Origin of the sequence: Ralstonia sp. RRA (genome assembly GCF_037023145.1) — a bacterium.
GTDB lineage: Bacteria > Pseudomonadota > Gammaproteobacteria > Burkholderiales > Burkholderiaceae > Ralstonia.
In genome coordinates this window covers 55,598-77,303 of the sequence record NZ_CP146092.1, presented here as the reverse complement: position 1 = coordinate 77,303, position 21,706 = coordinate 55,598, and the positions used below count along the sequence as shown (strand labels likewise).

Here is a 21,706-nt window from a genome sequence, read left to right as displayed (position 1 = left end):
ACCATGTCCGTCAAGCGTTTCCCCAACTCAGCAACGCCCTCTGAACTTGCGTCCGTCATTGAAGCGGACGGCGGTGTGATCGTGAAGGGCTTCCTCAGCCCCAGCCTGCTCGAAAACCTGAAGCAGGATCTTCTTCCGATGCTCGAAACCACACCGAATGGGGTGGACGAATACTTTGCCGGTGCACAAACGCGGCGCCTGTCACGTCTGTTTGCCCGCACCGACCATATGGTCGACGTCGCGCTGAACCCGCTGTATCTCGAAACCGCACGCCTCATCCTGCAGAAACCGATCGCGCTCTGGAGTGGAGAGAACCAGGTCGAGGTGGCGCCCGATATTCAGGTGGGTGTGACGCAGGCCATTCAGATTCACCCTGGTCAAGGCGTGCAACCGTTGCATCGTGACGATTCGGTCTGGCTGTGGCGACACCCCGGCTACAACCGGGAAGCGCGCGTGCAGATCATGATCGCCATCACCGATTTCTCCGAAGAGAACGGCGGGACCTTGGTCATCCCGGGCAGCCACAAGTGGGATGACGAGCGCATGCCAAAGCAAGAAGAGGCGATCCCGACCGCGATGGATGCTGGCGATGCACTGATCTTCATCGGTTCGACGTACCACGGCGGTGGTCAGAACCGCAGCAATGCGCCGCGCACGGGGCTGACCATGTCGTATGACCTCGCGATCCTGCGGCAGGAAGAGAACCACTACCTGACGTTGCCGATCGAGCGCGTCAAGCGCTTCCCTGAGGATATGCAGCGGCTGCTCGGGTGGTCGTGCAGCACGACCTATGCAGGATTTGTCGAGCGCAACGGGGTGATGACCGACCCGCAGGCGTTGCTCCAGCAGGACGACTTTGTCGAGGTCGGCCACTTCAACTGACTCCAGTGCATCCGTCCTACCCACGGAGCGCATGGGTAGGGCTCAACCGCTTCATGGGCGGCGATGTCACTGGCGCAATGCATCGCAAGCCAATAGATCACGCAGATTTTTCAAGTTAAGCCCGGGGGGCAAGATGGACGACATTGCAAAGAAACACGAGGAGGCGCCGGAGGCGGCCGCGCTCACGCGGCGCGGCTTTCTCGGCATGGCCGCATCGGTGACGGCTGCGGCGACGGCGGCGGTATTGCCGAATGTGGCGAGCGCAGTCACTGCAGCAAGCGATGGCCGCGATGTGCTCGAGGTGGCCATCATCGGCGCCGGGCTGGCAGGCCTGACTGCCGCACGTGACCTGAAGCGTGCGGGGTGCGAGTCCTTCGTGGTGCTGGAAGCGCGCGACCGCGTCGGCGGACGGACCCTTAACCACGATCTCGGCAACGGCTACTTCTCGGAAGCGGGTGGCCAATGGATCGGGCCGGGCCAGACCGCGATCGCCAATCTGGCTCGCGAGCTGGGTGTCGGCACCTTTCCGACGCACTGGGAGGGCGATTTGGTGATGCTTGCCGGCAACGCACGCACAACCCTCGCAAACGACGGCGGCTTTGACACGGATCCGAAGCTGCGGCGCGAGCTCGAGGAGATGGCCAGGAGCGTGCCGACCGCCGCACCGTGGACGTCACCGCGTGCTGCCGAGTTCGACGCCATGTCGCTAGCCGACTGGCTGGCAACCAAGCACCTCACACCGGAAGACCAAATCGGCTGGGCGCTTGCCGCGCAGCTGACGACGGGTACTGCACCGGAAAAACTATCGATGCTGCACTATCTTTCGCTGATCAACTCGGCGGATTGCAATTACAGGCAGCTCGAAGCAATCAAGGGCGGTGCACAGGAGAGCCGCATCTCGGGCGGTTCGCAGATCCTGTCAATCAAGATGGCCGAGGCGCTGGGCGACAAGGTGCGCCTGTCGACCCCGGTGCTGCGCATCGAGAACTGGCAGAACGGGCCGGTGACCATCCACACCGCGAAGGGCGTGGTTCGCTCGCGCAGTTTGATCGTTGCGCTCTCGCCATCGCTGTGCAACCAGATCGCCTTCGATCCGCCGCTGCCGGAAAAGCGCCGGGAAATGCAGCGCCGCTGGCCTGCTTATGCACCGATGCGCAAGACAGCGCATGTCTACAAGAAGGCGTTCTGGCGTGACAAGGGCTTGGACGGCATGCTCGTGCAATTGAAGGGGCCGGTCCAATTTGCCTTCGACAACTCGCCGGAGGATGTCTCGTTCGGCGTGATCTCGGCCTTTGTGAACAACGGCGTGCTGCCGTCCGACCCGAAGGCCGCCGAAGCCGAGCTCTCGCGCATCTATGCCCAGGCGTTTGGCGACGAAGCGCTGCATCCCGTCGCGTACCACGAGCACGACTGGGGCAAGGCTGACAACTGGTCATTGAGCTGCACATCCCCCATACCCCCGGGCTTTCTCACCAAGTACGGCGATGTGCTGCATCCGCCAATCGGCCGGTTGATCTGGGCGGGTACGGAAACCGCAGAAATCTGGATTACCACCATGGACGGCGCAATACGGTCGGGCCACAAGGCGGCATTGCAAGCGCTTCAGGCCGCGGCTGGGGGGAAAGCATGATGAACACGAATACGACAACGAAATCACGCGGTCGCGGCAAGCGGATTCTGGTACTGGGGGGCGCGCTGCTGTTGGCCGCAGCGGTGGTCGGCGGCGTCATGTACGGGCCGGAGTTCTATGGCCTGCTGCAGTTTGGCAAGCAACTCGACCAGATCACGCAGGAGGACGCGCGTGTCGGCGGTCCATGGCCACGCGTCAGCGAAGTGTGCGTGTCTTGCCATGGTTATGAGGGCAACGCACGCGCCCAGACCTATCCGCGCCTGGCGGGTCAGCCGGAGGCCTACCTCAAGAAGCAGCTCACCGCCTTCGCCAGCGGCGAGCGCAGCAATTCGACCATGACGTCGCTGGCAGCAAGCATGTCGCAACACGAGCTTGACGGCTTGGCGGCGCATTTCTCGAAGATGACGGCGCTGCCGAACACGACGTTCCAGGCGGACCCTGCACGCGTGGCGCGCGGCGAGGCGCTGGTCAAGGCCAACAACTGCGCCGCTTGTCACGGGCAGCAGTTGGAGGGCAAAGACCTGTATCCGCGACTGGCCGGGCAGGGTTACGGCTATCTGCGCGATCAGTTGAACAACTTCAAGAGCGGTGCACGCCGCGATGCCACGGGTTCGATGACGGCGGTCGTCGGAGCGCTGTCGCAGCAGGATATCGACGACCTCGCGCAATACGTCGCAAGCCGATAGACCACGCAGATTTTTCAAGCTAGGCGGAAAACAAGATGGACGATATTGCAAAGAAACGCGAGGAGGCGGCCGCGCTCACGCGGCGCGGCTTTCTCGGCATGGCCGCATCGGTGACGGCAGCGGCGACGGCGGCGGTACTACCGAAGGTGGCGAGCGCTGCAACGGCTGCGAGCGATGAGCGCGACGTACTTGAGGTGGCCATCATCGGTGCCGGGCTGGCCGGCCTGACCGCTGCACGGGACCTGAAGCGTGCCGGATGCGAATCCTTCGTGGTGCTGGAGGCGCGCGACCGTGTTGGCGGACGCACCCTCAACCACGACCTCGGCAACGGCTACTTCTCGGAATCGGGCGGCCAATGGATCGGGCCGGGTCAGACTGCGGTTGCCGATCTGGCTCGCGAGCTGGGTGTTGGCACGTTTCCAACCTACTGGCAGGGCAAGACCGTGATGCTGGCCGGTGGCGCGCGTGCCGCAGTCGATACCGAGGGCGGCTTCGGCACGGATCCGAAGATTGCGCATGAACTCGAGGAGCTGGCCAAGAGCGTGCCGTGCGGCGCGCCGTGGAAATCGCCGCGCGCCGCCGAGTTCGACGCAATGTCGGTCGGTGACTGGCTGGTGAAAAAGAACATCGCAAATGCAGACCAGATCGGCTGGTCGACCGGCTTGGCGATCACGGGTGGCGCTTCGCCGGCGCGACTGTCGCTGCTGCACTGGTTGTCGATGGTCAATTCAGCCGAATGCAACTACGACCGGCTCGAAGCGGTCAAGGACGGCGCGCAGGGCACCCGACTCTCGGGCGGCTCGCAGATTCTGTCGATCAAGATGGCGCAGGCTCTGGGCGACAAGGTGAAGCTGTCGACCCCCGTGCTGCGCATTGAGAACTGGCAGAACGGACCGGTCGCCATTCATACCGCAAATGGTGTGGTCCGTGCGCGTAACGTGATCGTCGCGCTCGCGCCGATGCTGTGCAATCAGATCGCCTTCGACCCGCCGCTGCCGGAGAAACGCCGCGAAATGCAGCGCCGCTGGCCGGCGTTTGCGCCCGGGCGAAAGACGTCGCACGTCTACAAGAAAGCGTTCTGGCGCGACAAGGGCCTGAACGGCTGGATTTTTCAACCGGGGGGGCCGGTGCTTTGGGCGTACGACAACTCGCCGGAGGATGTCTCGTTCGGCGTGATCAACGCGTTCGTGCACATCAGCATGCTGCCGGCCGATCCGAAGGAGGCCGAGGCCCAACTCTCGAAGATCTATGCCGAGGCGTTTGGCGATGAAGCGCTGCACCCCATCGCGTTCCATCAGCGTGATTGGCTCAAGGCAGACAAATGGACGCTGAGCTGCGTGTCGCCGATGCCGCCCGGTTTTCTCACCACCTACGGTGAAGCCTTGCATCCGTCGGTCGGCAAGCTGATCTGGTCGGGCACGGAAACGGCGGAAATCTGGGCGGGCTACATGGATGGTGCGGTGCGTTCCGGCCACAAGGCAGCGTTGCAGGCGCTGCAGGCCGTAGCCGGGGGGAAGGCTTGATGAATACCACAACGAAACCACGCAGCCGTGGCAAGCGGATGCTCATCCTGTCGGGCTGGCTGCTGTTGGCGGCTGCCGTGGTCGGCGGCATCGTCTATGGGCCGGAAGTCTATGGCCTGCTGCGGATAAGCAATGAGGTCGACAAGATCTCGGACAACAACGCACGTGTGAATGGTCCTTGGCCGCGCGCCAGCGATTCTTGCATTTACTGCCACGGCTTCGAAGGCAACGCCGTTACCCAGGCCTATCCACGCCTGGCGGGGCAGAAGGAGGCCTATCTCAGGAAGCAGCTCAAGGCATTCGCCAGTGGCGAGCGTAGCGACCCGACCATGACGTCATTTGCGCTCAGCCTGACGGAGCACGAGTTCGAGTCGATGGTGACGCATTTCTCGCAGATGACGCCGCTGCCGAACACGAGCTTCCATGCCGATGCGGCGCGCGTAGCACGTGGCGAGGCGCTGGCCAAGGCCAAGAATTGCGCCGCCTGCCACGGGCAGCAACTGGAAGGGAAGGATGAGTATCCGCGATTGGCCGGGCAGGGCTACGACTACCTGGTCGATCAGCTCACGAACTTCAAGACCGGTAAGCGCCACGATGCCACCGGCGCGATGGCGGCGATGGCCGGCCCGTTGTCGCAGCAGGACATCGAGGACCTCGCGCAATTCATCGCCAGCCGATAAGAAAGGACTGCTATTCGTGGATAAGCGCAATGGTGAAGACATTCATTGACACCACCGGAATGCATCATGGAACCAAAATATTATCTTTATTGCCTCGCTGATTTCACATTGATCACGACGTCATTGATCTATGGGATCAAGCTTCTCAAGAAGCGCAACTTCCTGCTCGGGTTCGAGTGGCTGGTTGTGGCGTTCTCTGCGACGAACCTATTGACCAATGCATTAACCGGCGAAAAGATGTTCTTGAACATCTCGCTTTTTTGCGATGCATTTTCCAGAACCGCCGGTGTACCGGTGATCGGGATCGCCGGCATGATGGCTGTGACGCATCGATACAAGCCATCGATGGGCGCTGATGTCATGTATGTGTTGGGCGCGCTGGCGGCAACCGTGGTGGTATGGACAGCAGATTTCATGGTGGGTCCAAAGCCTTACTTCTATCTGGTGATGTGGTCTTTGTTCTCGGTCTACGTCGCTTACGTGATCAAGAAATTGTTGAGCGCCGGAGAGAAGCGAATCGCTGTCGGTGTGACCCTGGCGCTGGTAGCCGCACAGACGATTGCCAGCATCTATGACTTCTACCATATACCGGGTGACGATGATCACGCGGTTTTCTATACGATTGCGATGCTTGTCTGGGCTTATCAGTCCGTGGTGTTTTATTACGCCTATTGCGCGTTGGAGCGCGCGCAGTCACAGGAATGGAACCTGAATCGGGGTTATGCCCTTGGCGGCTTGGAACGGACTTCGCAGTGATCACGCCGTTCTTGTAGACATTCCTTCTGCCGTGAAGCATCAAAGCCGCGAGCCGTCCGCTAAACGTTGGGTGCGACGTAAGGAAGCCCGGCCGCAAGAGCTGGTCTCCGCTGCGCTGGACCTGTTCGTTGTGCGTGGCTATGCGGCCACGCGGCTGGAAGATGTCGCCGCAGCCGCTGGAGTATCCAAGGGCACGGTCTACCTGTATTTCGCCGGCAAGGAAGATCTGTTCAAGGCAGTGATCCAGGAAAACCTCCTGCCTGTGTTGGCTGAAGGCGAAGTCTTTATTGATACCTTCGAAGGCACCAGCGAGGCGCTGCTGCACGAGATCTTGATGGGCTGGTGGGAGCGCATTGGTGAATCCCCTGCCTCGGGGCTGACCAAACTGCTGATCGCCGAATCAGGCAACTTCCCCGATCTTCTGCAGTACTACAGCGTGGAAGTCATAGAGCGCTACGATCGGCTGTTTGCACGCATCCTGGCGCGCGGCGTGGCCCGGGGTGATTTTCGAGAGACCGATGTGCACCAGACCACGCTGGCTCTGGTCGCACCGATGCTGTTTCTGAAGATGTGGAAGCACTCCTTCGGCATCTGTGCAGCCAAGGCGCTGGAGCCGAAGGTGTTCATCACGCATGTGGTATCGCTGCTGTTGCATGGGCTGCTACGCAATCCCTTTCCAGGTGCAGCACTTCCGGCGCCTCCGCCACTGACTGCCCAGCCCGCGGCCATCTAACCGCGAAGTTTCGACGTGCCAAAAGCCAACGGGGTGGCCTATCAGACCACCCCGTTGGCTTTCAGAGATCGACACAGTGCAGGTCCTGCATATCAGGACCCGCATTGCATCAGGAGTGTGCGATCGATCCGGAGGCCTCGCCGCTGCGACGTTGTTCAAGCCAGCGCGCCAGCCGCCCGCCGAACAGCAGTTCGTACAGCACAGGCACCAGGCCCAGCGTGATCAACGTACCCAGCAGCAGCCCGCCGATGATGGTGAGTGCCATGCCCGCCCACAGGCTGCCGCCAAACAGCAGCAGGGGGATCAGACCCGCCACGCACGTCAGCTTGGTCATCACGATGGGCCGCAGCCGCGCCATGGCAGCCGACACCACGGCTTCACGCCTGGGCTTGCCAGCAGCCAACTCGGCCTCGATGCGCTCGAGCAGCAGCACCGCGTTGTTCACGATGATGCCCCCCAACGACAGGATGCCGAAGTTGGCCATGAAGCCCAACGGCTCGCCGCCGAGCAGCAGTGCCGGCGCCACACCGATCATCGCAAACGGGATGATGCCCACGATCAGCGTCAGCTTGCGGAACGAGTTGAACTGCCAGACGAACAGCAGCAGCATGGCCACCACCGCGAGCGGCAGGTAGGTCTTGAGCGACGCGTTGGAATCGGCGGCTTCCTCGATCTCGGCACCCATCTCGATACGGTAGCCCGGGGGCAGCGCGATCTTTGCGATGTCGGGCGCGGCACGGTCGACGATCTGTTGCGCGGTGGCCTGCGTGCTGCGGCCCTCCACGGTCAGCGTGCGCACCAGGTCGCGTCGGCGGATGGCCGACGGCTCAGAAGACAGCGACACACTCGCCAGTGCCGACAGGGGCACAGGGGCCGCGCCGCTGGCCGGGTGGATCAGCGTGTTGGCCAAGTCTTCAGGGCGGGCACGTTCGGCATCGCTGCCACGCACCACCAGCGGCACGAGCGTGTCGCCGTCGCGCAGGACGGAGACCTCGACGCCGGTATAGCGGGCGCCGAGCGAGGTGGCGATGTCTTCGCTGCTGATGCCCAGGCGGCGTGCCTTGCGCTGGTCGATCTGCACGTCCACACGCGGCACGCGCGGGCCCCAATCGTTGCGCACCTGCACCATCCCAGGCAGCGGCCGCAGTACGCCTTCGATCTTGGTGCCAATGTCGCGCAGTACGGTTTCGTCCGGGCCGCTGATCCGGTAGGCCACCGTGCCGGCATCGTTTGCACTGCGTGAGAAGCGCTTGGCATCCACGCGCACATCGGGATAGCGCTGCGCCATCCACTGGCGTGTGCGCTCGATCATGGGCGCAACATCTTTCGCGCTCTGCACGCTCACCGTGAAGTAGCCGACGTGCGAGGCCGGCAACGGCGGACTGAGCACCAGTACGACGCGGGGGCCCCCATCTGCCACGTAACCGATGCTGGTCGTGACTTCGGGGTTGGCTTTCTTGTCGCTCAGCCAGAGGCTCAGGTCGCGCACCACGGTTTGCGTGCGTCGCGCATCGCTGCCCGGCTGCAGCTCAATGGCAACCTGGTATTGCGGGCGTTCCGACGGCGGCAGGAACCCGGCCGGCACGCGGGAGAGCAGCACCATCGAGCCGATGAACAGCACCGTCATCGCGGCCAGCATCTTGCCCTTGTGCTCCAGCACCTTGCGGATCACGCGCGCATAGCCCGCGTAGAAGCCGGTCTCCTTCGGCGGTTCGTCGGCGTTGTGGTGGCCGGGTTTCAGGAAGAAGTAGCACAGCAGCGGCGTCACCGTCAGGCACAGTAGCCACGAGCTCAGCAGCGACAGCGCCACCACGATCACCAGCGGCCGCAGGTATTCATTGACCGTGGTATTGCCAAAGAAGAATGGCGAGAAGGCAAAGATGATGACCAGCGAAGAGGTCAGCAGCGGAATCCCCAGCGATTGCCCAGCGCGGATGCAGGCCGTTCTGCGGTCTTCGCCCATGGCCAGGCGTCGCTCGACGTCTTCGGCAATCACGATGCCGTTGTCCACCAGCAGGCCGAGCGCGATGATGATGGCCGCCATGGAAACGATATGCAGTTCGATGCTCAAGGCGCGCATCACCAGCAGCGTGGCGAGAATCGTGAGCGGCACGATGCTGCCGACGATAATGCCGGCGCGCCAGCCCAGGAACAGCACCACCACCGCCATCACGATGACGATGGTTTCTGCCATCACACGGTTCATACTGCCCATCTCGCGCTCGACCACGTCAGCCTGGTAGGTCACGAAGTCCAGCGAGAAACCGGCAGGCAACTGCTGTTCCAACTGGGCTACGCGCTCCTTGAGCTCCTGGCCCAGCATCTTGATGTTCTGGCCCGGGCGCATCGACACACCCAGCACCACAGCGTTATCGCCGCGATAGATGGCCGCAGACTCCGGTGGGTCAGCCGGCAGCACGCGGATCTGGGCGATGTCACCCAGGCGGACGGTGGCTGGCGCCGTGCCAGCGCTGGCGGGCACGGCCAGCACGAAATCGCGCAGCGCCTCCAGCGAGCGGATTTCACCTGATGCGACCACAGCACTGTTCAGCCCTGAGAGCACGACCTGCCCGCCCGAGAGCACGACGTTCTGCTGGTGCAGTTGCTGCAGCACGGCGTTGGCGCCCAGGCCCAGGCCTGCGAGACGTGTGCGGTCGAATTCGATATAGACCCGTTCGTCCTGCAGCCCGTGGAAGGACACGCCCTGTACGCCCTTGATGGCGTAGATGCCCTCACGCAGGCGTTTGAGCGGCTCGCGCATCTCGCTCATCGAGAAGCCCGGTGCCGTCACGGCGATCGAGGCGATGGCCACGCGGCCAAAGTCGTCGTTGATCTGCGGCGGCAGCGTGCCGGCGGGAAACAGTGGGCGAGCCTCTTCGATCTTGGCGCGCATGCGCTGCCAGACCGGCATCAGATCGCGCACCTCATCGCGCAGGTTGACCTGCAGGATGACGGTGCCGGGGCGCACCGTGCTGGTCACGTGCTTGAGCTCGGGCAATTGGCGTAGCCGCTCTTCCAGCGGACGTGCGACCAACTGCTCCATGCGTTCTGCGGGCAGGCCAGGGTTGGCCACGATGACGATCGCGTCACGGACGGTGGTGGAGGGCTCCTCTTGCGATGGGAAGCTGAGGAAGGCAACGACACCCGATACCAGAATCAGCAGCGCGGCGAAAAACGTCAGGCGGGTACTGTTGAACGCGCTTTCGGTGAGCTTCATTGCGCGACCCCTTCCGTTGCGCCTTGAAGCAGGGTCTGTGTCGGATGCGCTTGGGCAAGCTGGCCTTCATGCAGGAAGGCGGTACCTGCCACGACCACACGGTCGCCTGCCGTCAGGCCCTGGGAAACCGTGACGCGGCCCTCGCGCTGTACGGCGGTGCCGGCTTGCACCGGGCGACGCTGCAGCTTGCCAGCCTGGTCCAGCACAAAGACGGCAGCCTGGCCGGGCTTGTCGCCCCACATGACGGCAGGCGCCGGCACGGTGATGGCGTTGGGCGCGCTGCGGTTAGGCAGCTCGACCGACACGACGCCGCCGCTGCGCAGCTGTTTCGAGGTTGCCGCACTTTGCGGCACTCGGAAGATTGCCTGCACCAGCGAGCCGTTGTCGCTGCGGGCGGAAAGTCGTTCCAGCGCAAGCGGGAATGACTCGGAGCCGCTCTTGCCCTGGGCGCTGTCTCCGGACGAGAGGGTGGCGGCGACGCTGTCGGGCAGCATGGCAACCACCTCCAGTGCGTTGCCGGCCTGAATCTGCAGGACGGCGTGGCCCGGCGCAACATCGGAGAAAGGCTGCGTCAGACGTGCCACGATTTCGCCGTCAAACGGGGCAGTGATGTGGGTGAGCGCCAGATCTCGGCGGGCCGTAGCGAGTGCGGCATCGGCTGCTGCCAACTGACTTTGCGCAAGCTGGTGGGCGGCCCGTGCAGATTCCAGCGCCGTCTGCGAAATGATCTTGTCGCGTGCCAGCGCCTCCTGCTGCTGCAATTGGGCACGGCGTTCTACCGCGGTTGCGGCTGCGGCTGCGCGGTCGGCTTCAACCTTGTTCAGGCGCCAGCGGGCTGGAGACTCGTCCAGCCGTGCGAGCACCTGCCCCGCACGCACCCGGTCACCCACCTCGACGGGAATGGCGACCACTCGGCCGGCGGCCTCGAAGCCCAGGTCACTGCGCTGGCGTGCCCGCAGCGTGCCGACGAAGCTGTCGGCGGATGCTCTTGCCTGGACTGCGCCGACGACCTCGACTTTGACCGGCTTGGGCGGTGCGGCCACCGGTGTGGCGGATGGGGTGCAAGCGCTCAAGGCGAATGCTGACGCCACGGCCGCGAGGACCGTGAAGCCGACGGTGGGCTGGAAATGGGTACGCATGGGGCAACCTTTGAATCGAAGCGATGGGGCAGGGGTTAGGGCAGACCGCGCGCCAGTTCTTCCACCGTCTTGCGCATGGCGGCGCGCTGGTCGGGGGTGAACGCGTGCAGTTGAAGGAGTTCGAGCAGCAGCAGGCCGTCCAGCGCTACGGACAGCAGTTGCGCAAGACCGGCCTGGGGGCCGTGGTCCAAGGCTTCATAGCTGCGGGTAAACAGCGCTTGGACCGGCGGTAGCAGGTGAGGGTGAGCCGAGGCCGCCGCCAACATGTTGGCCATGAGCTTTTTCTGGCTGGCAGGCATGTCGAAGGTGAAACTTGTCAGCTCGGCCATTTTTGCCCGTAGCGAAATCGGCTCTGCATCGTCCGGCGCTGGTATGCCGACCTGTGCGTCCAACTCGGCCACCATGCGCTCGACCAGGGCAGTGAGCAGATCGTCACGTGTCTTGAAGTGATAGATCAGCCCGGCTTTGGTGATGCCGACGGCATCTGCCGTCGCCTGGATGGTCAGCTGGGTCACACCGCGCTCGGCCATCAGGTCTGCTGCGGCATCGAGAATTTTGTCGCGAGAGTTGGAGGACTCGTTGGGTACAGCCATGGGATCTCCTCATGTTGGAACTTTACTATACGTATAGTATAGTTAAAGAAATCAACTCGTCAATGCCCGGAGCTTTCGCATGCACCCCCTGATTTCGTCCGCTGCCCCCGTATTCCGCCGCACCACGCGCCAGACGCTACTTGGCGCCGCGGTGCTTACTCTGATTGGATTGGCCGGCTGCGCCACGGCCCCAGCTGGCTCCGCGCCCGCGGCAACCACCGTCAATGTGCCCAGCCAATGGAGCGAGAGCGCAATTGGCACCAAAGGCGTCGTGGCTGCGGAATGGTGGCGCGACTTCGGTAGCAATGAACTGGATGCGCTGATTGATACCGCGCTGAAGTCGAATCGAGACCTGAAGATCGCAGCGGCACGCCTGGCCCAGGCGCGCGCACTGACCGATGGGGCACAGGCGGATCGCCGGCCGCAGCTTGGCGCTGTAGCCGGGGCGCAACGCGGCCGGGAGACGGGCATCGATCCGCGTGCTGAACGTAGCTTCGCCGGCCTGCGCGCGAGCTGGGAGATCGACGTCTTCGGCCGAGGGGCTTTGGCGATCGATGCGGCCGAGGCGGACGCGCAAGCCGCCTCCCAGGCGTTACGCGCAACCCAGATCGCGCTGGCGGCCGATGTGGCAACCGCCTACTTCGAGCTGCAGACACTTGCGCACCGCGTGGCGTTGAACCGTCAGGCGATTGCCGTTGCGCAGCGCCAGGTCGAAGTGGTTCGCCGAAAGTTCGACGCGGGGCAGGCCACGTCGGTCGATGTGGACCGCTGGCAGGCAGAGCTGGCGCAGGAGCAAGCCGTTACCGAGCAGTTGGATGGCTCGCGGCGGATACGTCATCGTCAACTGGCGGTGCTGCTCGGCGTGAGTGAGGCGCCGGCGTTGAACTTGCAAGCGAGCGCCACCGCACCGCAGGCGCCGGCCACCTTGCTGCCTGGCGAACTGCTGGAGCGCCGCCCGGATGTCTTGCGCCAAGCTCGCGCGCTGGATGCTGCCCTGGCACGTGTGGGCGTGGCACGTCGTGAGGTCTACCCACGGCTGCAGATCGAGTGGGCCAACACGCGTGAACGGACGGCGATCGTTGGCCAATCGGCGTCTCCGCAGGTGGTATTGGGTTATGGCGTCTCGCTGACGTTGCCGATCCTGGATGGCGGGCGTATCCGCGCCAACATTGCGGTCAACGAGGCCAAGGCAAACGAAGCGATGGCCGAATACGAAAAAGCCATGCTGGCCGCATTGTCAGACGTCGAGGTGGCCTTGGCACAGTGGTCCACCTCAGAAGCCTCTTTGGCCAAGTGGCAGCAGGCGCAGGCTGCTGGCGAAACTGCGGCACAGCGCGCGGAACGGCTGTTCGACGCCGGCCTGACAGATGTGAGCTCGGTATTGGATGCACGGCGCAGCTACCTGCGCGCGCAGGATGCCGTCAGCCAGGCAGAAGGCGCGCGTTGGGCGGCTGCCGTAGGCCTTCGTCGCGTGTTTGCCGGCGCGGTTTGATATGACTATGAGACAGCTATTTAGCCATTCAGGAGGTCGCGCATGAGCCAGGCACAAGCGTCGGAAGACCGGCGACTCCGTTTTGAAGCCTGCCGCTTCGCGATCGATACGTTCGTGAAGATCCACCTGGAACATATCGAGGGCGCAAGACTGCTGCTCACGAGCCATCTGCGCATGATGTTCACGCTGTCGCTTGGGGCACTGGCAGGATTGATCACGCTGTATGCGTCGATCCTGCGCTTTGGCAGCGTCGACCTTCACGCGCCTGGAGGCATGGTGCGTGTGGGCTTTGCGATGGCCGCGCTTGCTTCCATGGTGGTATCGGCGCTGCTGTCCGCCGCGAGCCTGCAGCGCGCCAGTGCCGATGCGGCGCTGCTCCTGCGCGATCCGTTTCCGGATACGGACAACGCGTTGACGAACATCTTCGACAAGGTCGATGCGGACGAGCGTCAGATCCTGCAGTCGGTGAATCAGGCGTTGGAAGCGCGTGTGGCACGGCACCCTGGTTTCGATGCCAATACGCGCACCCCGACCGTACTGCTGGTGGTCGGGGTTGTCATGGCGGGGCTGTCGTTTTTTGAGGCCGCTATCTGAGCCACCGATCGATGTTTGCTGTCGGGGGCACTCCGCGATCAGCGCGCAGCATCATCCATCGGCTTCCAGTGCAGGACACCGAAAAGCAGCGTCAGCAGCACGCTATCGAACAGCGGCCCCTTGTGCAGGGCCACCTGTCTGAAGCAGATGAGCACCTCAAGCACATGCACGCCCAGCAGTACCGCCGCCACGATGCGCACCCCATGGATGATGTCCGGCGATACCGGCAGCGCCGTGAGGTAACTGCAGACTGCGGTGCCGTACACAACGAGCAGCAGCAACTTGCTGGGGAGAGTGAACACGGTCAGCGGCCCCGGCGCAACACGCGCATCCAGCACGTCGCTCCAATGCGTGACGCCAATGCGGTCACCACCGTCGATATGGCGTGGCGCGCTGACGAACGCCGGCGGCGTGATGCTGGATGGCTGCTTCAGGTAATCGCTGTACGTCGCGACGATGGTGTGCGCAAGCTGCCCGTCGGCATCGCCCATGAGCGGCGCGATTCGTTCGTACAGATTCTGCGCGACGAAGGCCGTGCGCGCGCCGCTGTCCTCGACGTAGTGGCGCAACTCATCCGTCATGTTCATCGGGTTGACGGGCACGACGACGGCGTTGGCGCGCAGGATGCCGTAGTAGGCGAGCATCCATTGCGGGCTGTTCTGCATGTACAGCAACACGCGGTCTCCGGCCTTCACGCCGCAGCGTTGCTGCAGATAGCCGGCAATCCGCTCGGTCTCGTCCTTGAACTCCGCAAACGTGATGGGCGTGTCGTAGAAGACGATGAACGGCTTGTCCGGATAGCGGGCCGCCGAAACCTCTGCGTTGAAGTACAGATTGGTCGCCGGCAGTGTCAGATGACGAGGCAGATGCGCTGGCCAATGCGGAGAGGTTTCCGTGGGCATGTTTCGATTCCAGACTTCACGTGGGGTGTCGACAAGGCATTAAGCCGGGCGGGCAGTCGGTACTGCAAGCGCGGGCGCGCGACGCAGCAGTTGCCAGCCGAATGTCAGCATCCAGAGCGGCAGGGCCAGGACGCCGACGGTTTCGCCCGCATCCGTGACTGCAGCAAGGCTAGGGAAGAAGCCGAACACGAAAAAGACGCCGAAGCCCCAACCGACGATATGGAGAAGGAACGATCCGTGCCAACCCGCCTTCTTGAGCAGTCTGGCGGCAATCGATGTCCAGAAGAACACGAGCGGGCCTTCCACCCACCAGAACCCGTTTTGCGTGGCATTGGCAATGGCGGTCCACACGGCGCCAGCTGCAACCTTCGCACCTTCGTCCCCGCTGGCATACACATGGGCGAGCGGATGGATGGTCGACAACTGGAGCACCGCCCCGGCGATGCCGCAGACGATATAGACCGCAACAGCAATGGCGATCATCTCGCGCAGCGCCCCAAGCTCTTCACGGAACGTGTGAACGAAGTAGCCGCCGATGGCCACGAACGGCAGATAGAAGCCCAGCACGTCGGCCAGCATCCACCAGCGGAACAGGTCACGCCCTTCGGCCGGCAACGCCAGCATCGCCGAGCCGTGGGGCACCATTTCAATGTCGCCGCCGGTGACGACCACCGAAAGGGCAAGGGTGGCGCAAGCCGCGAGGCCGCCCAGGATGGCGTTCCAGGCTGTGAACCTGGCTACGTTATACGAGTTCATATGCATCAATCTCCAGGGGTGCCTCAGGTGGTTGCATGACGGGTTTCTTGGTGAGGGGTCGCGGGCTGCGCGGTGGCGGCTTCCGCCTCCTTGCGCATGTCAGGCGTGACACGGCTGACACCGCGGATCAGATCGACGGCCTTCTCACCGATCATGATGGTGGGCGCATTGGTGTTGCCGCCGATCAGGGTCGGCATGATCGATGCATCGACAACACGCAGCCCATCCAGGCCGTGCACGCGCAGCTGCGGGTCGACCACGGCCATCTCGTCCTGGCCCATGCGGCAGGTGCCGACGGGGTGATAGACGGTATCGGTGCGCTGCCGCAGGATGGCGCGGATGTCGTCGTCGGTCTTCACGTGTGAGGTGAAGAGGTCGCGCGTGGCCCACTTGGCCAGTGCGGGCGTTTGCATGAGCCCGCGCGTGATCTTGAAGCCGGCCACCATGTCTTCGACATCGCGTGGGTCATCGAAGAAGGCGGGGTCGATGAGCGGTGCGGCGAGCGGATCGTTACTGCGCAGCGTGACCGCGCCCCGGCTGCGCGGACGCAGCAGGCAGACGTGGCACGAGAACCCATGGCCCAGGCGCAGGCGGCGCGCGTGGTTGTCCACCATCGCCACCACGAAATGCAGCTGGATGTCGGGTGCCTCAAGCTCGGGGCGCGTCTTCAGGAAGCCGCCACCTTCGGCGAAGTTCGTCGTCAGCATGCCGCGCCGCTCGCGGCGGAAGCGCAGGATCTCGCTCAGCATGCGCATACTGCCGCGCAGCGAGACGCCCAGCGTGTCGAGACTGCCGGAGCGGTAACCGAAGACGAAGTCGGGGTGATCCTGCAGATTGCGTCCCACGCCCGGCAGATGCCGCACGGTCTGGATGCCAACGCGTGCAAGTTCCTGTGCCGGCCCCACGCCGGACAGCATCAGCAGCTGCGGCGTCTGCAGCGCCCCGGCAGCCAGCACCACTTCGCGTCGCGCGCGCAGTGTGCGTACCGTGCCGTTCTGCAGCACCTCCACGCCAACGGCGCGCCTGCCTTCGAACAGGATGCGACGGACTTGCGCGTGCGTTTCGACGGTAAGGTTGGCGCGTCGGCCGATGTGCGGGTGCAGATAGGCACGCGCCGCGCTCCAGCGTTCGCCCTGCTTCTGCGTGACCTGGTAGATGCCGATGCCTTCCTGCTGGGGGCCGTTGAAGTCGTCGGTGAGTGGCAGGCCGGCCTGGCGAGCGGCTTCCAGATAGCGTGCCTGGAAGGGGTTGTCGCTGCGCAGGTCGCTGACATTGAGCGGGCCGTTGCGGCCGTGCCAGGCGTTGTCGAAGCGCTCGTTGTGCTCGCTGAGGCGGAAGTAGGGCAGTACGTCGTCATACGACCAGCCGCTGTTGCCCAGCGACGCCCAGTGGTCGTAATCGCTGCGGTGCCCGCGAATGTAGACCATCGCGTTGATGGCGGACGAGCCCCCCAGCGCCTTGCCGCGCGGCTGGTAGCCGATGCGCCCGTTCAGCCCCGCCTGCGGCACGGTATCGAAGGCCCAGTTATTGATTTTGGTCGGCAGCATGGCGACCGAGCCCGTCGGCACCTTGACCACCATGCCGTCGCCATGGCCGCCTGCTTCGAGCACGCAGACCGAGACGTTCGGGTCTTCGGACAACCGGCCCGCAACCACGCAGCCGCCCGAGCCGCCGCCGACGATGATGTAATCGAACTGTTGATTCATGATGTTTCTCTCGACAAGCAACGCACGGGATCAGGCAATGCGCGACAGCACGCGCAGCAGCCAGTTGAAGGTGTGGCCATAGGGCGGGTGGAACAGCCCCGTACCGTTCAGGCGAGCCTGACGGAAGACCGGCTTGCGCTTGCTGAAGGTGTCGAAGCCCCACTTGCCGTGGTAAGCGCCCATTCCGCTGGGGCCGACGCCGCCAAAAGGTTGGCTCTCCTGTGCCAGATGCCACAGGCAATCGTTGATCGTCACACCGCCCGATACGGTTTCGCGCAGTGCGCGGTTGCAGCGCGATGCATCGTCACCAAACCAATACAGCGCGAGCGGGCGTGCGTTGCGCTGGACGTACGCCAGCGCGTCGTCGAGATTTGCATATTCGACAATGGGCAGCACGGGGCCAAAGATCTCTTCACGCATGAGCCGCGTGCTGGCGGGTGCGCCAATCACGAGCGTGGGCGGGAACTTGCGTGATGCCGTATTGAACGCTTCGCCAGCCGGGTTGACTTCAATCACGCGAGCGCCTGCTGCGCGCGCTTCGCCGACCATCTCTGCCAGGCGCGCACGATGGCGTTCGCTGATGACGGCGGTGTAGTCGGGGTTGGCCGCGAGCCTCGGATACAGCTTTGCGATGGCCTGCACCAAATGCGAGGCGATCTTTTCAGCGGTGCCCGCAGGCACGAGCAGGTAATCCGGCGCGACGCAGGTTTGCCCTGCGTTCAGCAGCTTGCCGAACGCGATGCGTTGCGCCGCAACCGCGACATTGCACGACACATCCAGAATAGCCGGCGATTTGCCGCCGAGTTCCAGCGTCACTGGCGTCAGGTTGGCCGCCGCCGCTTGCGCCACGTCACGCCCGACCTGGGTGGAACCCGTGAAGAACAGGTGATCGAACGGCAGGCTGGCGAAGGCCTTGCCGAGTTCGACATCGCCGATGGCGACATCGAGCTCATCCGGGTTGAATATCTCGCGCGCCATCGAGGCGAGCAACGCCGACAGCCGAGGCGTGAGCTCCGACGGCTTGATCAGCACCCGGTTGCCGGCCGCAAGCGCGGCAAGCGCGGGCCCCAACGACAGCTGCAGCGGATAGTTCCACGGCGCGATGATGCCCACCACGCCCAGCGGCTGCGGCATGAGCCGGTTGTAGCCGGGGCGGAAGTGCAATGCGGTCGGCACGCGTTGCGTGCGCATCCACTGCTTCAGGTGGCGCCGCGCATGACGGATGCCCGCGCGCACGACAAACACCTCGGCAAGCCGGGTTTCGTGCGCCGAGCGGCCTTGAAAGTCGGCGTCGATGGCGCGCACGATGTCCGGCTCGTGCGAGTCGAGCCAGGCCGCGAGTCGATCGAGACGCGATAGGCGCGTGGCGAGTGTCGGGGCGGGGTCCAGCGCAAAAGCCTGGCGCTGGCGTTCAAAGCTGGCCACGAGCTCGGTTGGGGAGCCTTGCAGCATGGTGTCTCCTATGCGTTCTCGATTGAGAGATCGCAGCAACGGCTATTTTTTGTTTTGGTAATGCATGGATGGCGTGCCGACGAGTTGGTCGGACACGCCGAAGCGACCTCAGGCGGACTGCCGGCTGGCGCTCGTTTGTTCGGCGGCGGAGCCTGTCGTGTTGCGTCTCGCATGTCCGGCGATCAGGTCGACCAGCAGCGGCACGACGCCCTCAGAGAGGTCGTGGCCCATCCCGCGGATGGTGACCATCTCCGCATTGGGGATGGCAGCCGCAGTCGCGGTGCCGCCGCTGGGTGCCACCATCAGATCCCGATCGCCATGCACCACCAGCGTCGGTACCTGGATACGGCAGACGTCTGCCGTTCTGTCGCCCGACTTCATGATGGCCTCGAGCTGGCGTGCCATGCCTTCGGCATCCTTCGCCTGCTGGCCGCGGTCCCACGCGTCGGCGGCGTAGGCGCGTCGCGCGGCGTCGTTCACGGGGTACGTTTGCGTGCCGATGTGGGCCATGGCCTCGCTGTAACGCTGCACGGCTTCGTCGCGCGTGCGTGCGGGCGGCTTGATTAGCATCAGCATGCTGGACATGGCCAGTTGGCCGACCTTTCGCGAGCCGGTGCTCGAGAAGATCGAGGTGAGCGACAGCGTGCGCTGCGGATGGCGGCCGGCGATGATCTGCGCGATCATGCCGCCCATCGACATCCCCACGATATGGGCGCGCGCCACACGCAGATGGTCGAGCAGGCCAACCGTGTCGGCGGCCATGTCTTCGAGGCTATAGGCCGAAGGCTTCGGCAACCACAGGATTTGCCGCAGCAAGCCGGGCGGCTTCTGCGGGAAGCGCGAGGAGCGGCCGACGTCGCGGTTGTCGAAGACGATGACGCGAAAGCCGCGTTGCACCAGGCTGTCGATCATGTTCGTGGGCCATGACGTCAGTTGCAGGCTCAGGCCCGCGATCAGCAGCAGGGGCTCTCCGCTCTCGGGGCCGTACGTGCGATAGCACAGGCGGACACCGGTCGGCGCGTCGCAGAATTGATCGCGCGCTTCATCCATGGCGTGGATCGACATGATCAGGCTCCCACCGCTTGCCGGGCCTGCGAGCGCACCGTACTGCTCGCTTGATGGGCGTGCTCAAAACGCAGGAAGGGGCTTTCGACCGGGCTGTCCCGCAGGTTGGCGACGTCGAGGTTGTAGTCCTCTGACATGATCCAGGGCGATTCCACGCCCTGGCATGGCATGCTCTGGACGGCGCGCTTGACGTAGCCGGAGCCGAGTTTGAGCAGCGGAAGCTTGGGCATGTCGGCGTCCGGGGTCTCCGGCACGCAGATCTCGGCGCCGGTGCTGTCCATGTGGTCGAGCATGCGACAGAAGTGTTGCGCCAGCAGCCCCAGCTTGAGCGTCCACGACGAGTTCGTGTATCCGATGGAGAAGACGTAGTTCGGCACGCCGCTGAGCATCATGCCCTTGAAGGTCACCGTGCTGTGCAGATCGACGGGCTCGCCGTCGACCGTCAGCTTGATGCCGCCGAACAGGCGAATGTTGAGCCCGGTGGCTGTCACCACGATATCGGCGGGCAACTCTTGCCCCGATTCCAGCAGGATGCCGGTTTCCGTGAATGTCTTGATGTGGTCTGTCACCACAGACGCCTGGCCTTGGCGGATGGCCTTGAACAGATCGCCATCGGGCACTGCGCACAAACGCTGATCCCACGGGTCGTAGGGCGGGTTGAAGTGCACGTCGATCGGATAGCCCTTGGGCAACTGGCGCTTGTTGAGGAAGCGGATGAGGCGCCGCGCGAATTTTGGCCGCTTCTTGCACAGGTACCACATGCCGCGCGAAATGGCGATGTTCTTGCGGCGCACGAGCGAGTAGGCCCACGCGTGCGGCATCACCTTGCGCAGCGTGTTGGCGATGATGTCTTCCGAGGGCAGGCTCCAGACATAGGTGGGCGTGCGCTGGAGCATCGTCACATGCTTGGCCTTGTCTGCCATGGCTGGCAACAGCGTGACGGCGGTGGCACCGCTGCCGACCACCACGACACGCTTGCCGGTGTAGTCGAGATTATCCGGCCAATGCTGGGGGTGGATCACCTGGCCCTGGAAGCGTTCAATGCCTTCCAGCTTCGGGGTGAAGCCCTCATCGTGGTGGAAGTAGCCGGCGGCGCTGAACAGCCATTTGGCCAGCATCGTTTTGCGCTCGCCCGTGTCTGTGCGTTCGACTTCAACCGTCCACAGGGCTTGCGCGCTGGACCACGATGCTTGAATCACCTTGTGCTGCAGGCGGATATGGCGATTGATTCCGTACTCGGCGGCGGTCTCGCGCAGGTACGACAAGATATCGGCCGCCCCGGCAATCGACTTCTTGTACGGCCACGGCTTGAACTCGTAGCCGTAGGTGTGCATGTCAGAGTCGGAGCGGATGCCGGGATAGCGGAACAGGTCCCACGTGCCGCCGGTGACAGTGCGCGATTCCAGGATGACGTACGACGTGCCCGGGCGATCCGTCTCCAGGTAGCGCGCAACACCGATGCCAGACAGGCCGGCGCCTACGATGAGGACATCCACATGCTCTGTGGGCGGAAGGTGATGTACGGTCACAGCGTGTCTCCAGAGTGGGTCGAGGTGCCCAGGGGGTGGGGAGCATTTTGGCTGGCAGCGCTGTGGTCCGACCCGGGGTTTTCGGGCTGCGCTCCGAACCCCCGCATCGCTGCCATACGAAGGTCCTGCCCAAAGAAACGGCACCCCAAAGTACGTATTATCGGCCTACAGTTAACGTTCTAACGGCCAAATATTAGCGTTGAGTTGGCCTAGATTCAAGACGGCGTAGGGTAGGGAAAACACCCAGCCGATCGGGCGCAAACGATGTGCATGCCGTCTAGTCTGTGTGTGGAGGACATGCGCCAGCGAACGGCGCCGCCATGCCGCAGAATCCAGCCCCACCCGTAACGAGCGGCGTTGCTGGAGGAGGT

Annotated in this window: 17 protein-coding genes and 1 pseudogene; 9 read left to right on the top strand and 9 right to left on the bottom strand. The window is 63.8% G+C overall.

All coding sequences use genetic code 11. From position 1 onward, the window contains the following. Positions 1 to 3 precede the first annotated feature (3 nt). The 7 genes from V6657_RS18365 to V6657_RS18335 all read left to right on the top strand — a co-directional run bounded on the left by V6657_RS18365 (position 4) and on the right by V6657_RS18335 (position 6,890). Positions 4 to 882, top strand: a complete 879-nt coding sequence (locus V6657_RS18365) for a phytanoyl-CoA dioxygenase family protein (RefSeq protein WP_048935514.1) — start codon at positions 4 to 6, stop codon at positions 880 to 882. A 133-nt stretch (positions 883 to 1,015) separates the two neighbouring features. Continuing rightward, entirely contained in the window at positions 1,016 to 2,512 is a 1,497-nt protein-coding gene (locus V6657_RS18360; RefSeq protein ID WP_048935513.1) for an FAD-dependent oxidoreductase, read from the top strand. Then, positions 2,509 to 3,198, top strand: coding sequence for a c-type cytochrome (locus V6657_RS18355; protein WP_137884949.1), 690 nt, complete (start codon positions 2,509 to 2,511; stop codon positions 3,196 to 3,198). Before V6657_RS18360 ends, V6657_RS18355 begins: the two co-directional genes overlap by 4 nt. Before the next feature lie 35 nt (positions 3,199 to 3,233). Continuing rightward, on the top strand, positions 3,234 to 4,721 hold the full coding sequence (locus V6657_RS18350; protein ID WP_048935511.1) for an FAD-dependent oxidoreductase: 1,488 nt from the start codon (positions 3,234 to 3,236) through the stop codon (positions 4,719 to 4,721). Then, complete coding sequence (locus tag V6657_RS18345) at positions 4,721 to 5,401, top strand: c-type cytochrome (RefSeq protein WP_082170296.1); 681 nt, start codon at positions 4,721 to 4,723, stop codon at positions 5,399 to 5,401. Before V6657_RS18350 ends, V6657_RS18345 begins: the two co-directional genes overlap by 1 nt. Positions 5,402 to 5,467: 66 nt before the next feature. Next, positions 5,468 to 6,157: a hypothetical protein gene (locus V6657_RS18340; protein WP_048935509.1), complete on the top strand. Its 690-nt coding sequence runs from the start codon at positions 5,468 to 5,470 to the stop codon at positions 6,155 to 6,157. 19 nt (positions 6,158 to 6,176) lie between these two features. Continuing rightward, entirely contained in the window at positions 6,177 to 6,890 is a 714-nt protein-coding gene (locus tag V6657_RS18335) for a TetR/AcrR family transcriptional regulator (protein ID WP_248694776.1), read from the top strand. Positions 6,891 to 6,999: 109 nt separating this feature from the next. Here the strand turns inward: V6657_RS18335 and V6657_RS18330 are convergent, their stop codons facing one another. The 3 genes from V6657_RS18330 to V6657_RS18320 are packed head-to-tail and all read right to left on the bottom strand — an operon-like array spanning position 7,000 to position 11,839. Next, positions 7,000 to 10,107, bottom strand: a complete 3,108-nt coding sequence (locus V6657_RS18330; RefSeq protein ID WP_048935507.1) for an efflux RND transporter permease subunit — start codon at positions 10,105 to 10,107, stop codon at positions 7,000 to 7,002. Next, positions 10,104 to 11,246, bottom strand: coding sequence for an efflux RND transporter periplasmic adaptor subunit (locus tag V6657_RS18325; RefSeq protein WP_048935506.1), 1,143 nt, complete (start codon positions 11,244 to 11,246; stop codon positions 10,104 to 10,106). Before V6657_RS18325 ends, V6657_RS18330 begins: the two co-directional genes overlap by 4 nt. A 35-nt stretch (positions 11,247 to 11,281) precedes the next feature. Further along, positions 11,282 to 11,839, bottom strand: coding sequence for a TetR/AcrR family transcriptional regulator (locus tag V6657_RS18320; RefSeq protein ID WP_048935505.1), 558 nt, complete (start codon positions 11,837 to 11,839; stop codon positions 11,282 to 11,284). Between the two features lie 79 nt (positions 11,840 to 11,918). Here V6657_RS18320 and V6657_RS18315 point away from each other — a divergent pair, with 79 nt between their 5' ends. Both V6657_RS18315 and V6657_RS18310 read left to right on the top strand, forming a co-directional pair. Further along, on the top strand, positions 11,919 to 13,331 hold the full coding sequence (locus tag V6657_RS18315; protein ID WP_082170295.1) for a TolC family protein: 1,413 nt from the start codon (positions 11,919 to 11,921) through the stop codon (positions 13,329 to 13,331). Positions 13,332 to 13,373: 42 nt separating this feature from the next. Beyond that, complete coding sequence (locus V6657_RS18310; RefSeq protein WP_048935504.1) at positions 13,374 to 13,925, top strand: hypothetical protein; 552 nt, start codon at positions 13,374 to 13,376, stop codon at positions 13,923 to 13,925. Positions 13,926 to 14,227: 302 nt separating this feature from the next. On the opposite strand, the pseudogene V6657_RS18305 reads toward V6657_RS18310, so the two are convergent. The 6 genes and pseudogenes from V6657_RS18305 to V6657_RS18280 form a co-directional block, all read right to left on the bottom strand. After that, a pseudogene (locus tag V6657_RS18305) lies at positions 14,228 to 14,827 on the bottom strand (AMP-binding protein); the annotation flags it as partial. A gap of 39 nt (positions 14,828 to 14,866) precedes the next feature. Then, on the bottom strand, positions 14,867 to 15,583 hold the full coding sequence (locus V6657_RS18300; RefSeq protein WP_048935503.1) for a hypothetical protein: 717 nt from the start codon (positions 15,581 to 15,583) through the stop codon (positions 14,867 to 14,869). A 23-nt stretch (positions 15,584 to 15,606) separates the two neighbouring features. Continuing rightward, the gene (locus V6657_RS18295) at positions 15,607 to 17,289 is read right to left on the bottom strand and encodes a choline dehydrogenase (RefSeq protein WP_048935502.1); all 1,683 of its coding nucleotides are present in this window, start codon (positions 17,287 to 17,289) and stop codon (positions 15,607 to 15,609) included. A 30-nt stretch (positions 17,290 to 17,319) separates the two neighbouring features. After that, on the bottom strand, positions 17,320 to 18,741 hold the full coding sequence (locus V6657_RS18290) for a coniferyl aldehyde dehydrogenase (protein WP_048935501.1): 1,422 nt from the start codon (positions 18,739 to 18,741) through the stop codon (positions 17,320 to 17,322). Between the two features lie 108 nt (positions 18,742 to 18,849). Beyond that, on the bottom strand, positions 18,850 to 19,806 hold the full coding sequence (locus V6657_RS18285; RefSeq protein ID WP_048935500.1) for an alpha/beta hydrolase: 957 nt from the start codon (positions 19,804 to 19,806) through the stop codon (positions 18,850 to 18,852). A gap of 2 nt (positions 19,807 to 19,808) precedes the next feature. Then, positions 19,809 to 21,335: an NAD(P)/FAD-dependent oxidoreductase gene (locus V6657_RS18280; protein ID WP_048935499.1), complete on the bottom strand. Its 1,527-nt coding sequence runs from the start codon at positions 21,333 to 21,335 to the stop codon at positions 19,809 to 19,811. Between the last annotated feature and the right edge of the window lie 371 nt (positions 21,336 to 21,706).